1 pseudogene is annotated in these 303 nt (G+C 46.9%); it reads right to left on the bottom strand.

Annotated features, from left to right (window positions below):
• A pseudogene (locus tag LDN30_RS16275) lies at window positions 1-303 on the bottom strand (IS1380 family transposase); the annotation flags it as partial.

The following is a 303-nucleotide window of genomic DNA, read 5'->3' as shown; positions in this document are numbered from 1 at the left end:
AGGCTATACTCATGGCACTCAGCTCCTTCAGCCCACGGGCGATGGTGTCAGAACTTGGTATCCTCGCATCTGGGGCAGTGCTCAGATACTTGTTCAATATGGTTGTAATATCCTCTATGTGGTCACCGCCACAGAGATATATGCAGAATAGCGCAAGCATGATATCGCTGTACTGATAGCCATAGTTCGCACAGCGGAGATTAAGCCGCCCGTCTACCAGTTTGTCCAGTCCTGCGCGTTTAAATTCGTTCATAGCATAAAAAATTCCGCCGTAGGGGACTATGTTATCATATTTTATTGCTA

This window comes from Prevotella lacticifex (assembly GCF_019973375.1).
GTDB classification, from domain to species: Bacteria; Bacteroidota; Bacteroidia; order Bacteroidales; family Bacteroidaceae; genus Prevotella; species Prevotella lacticifex.
Note: the sequence above shows the minus strand (reverse complement) of the source record. Positions and strands in the feature narration are given on the sequence as shown.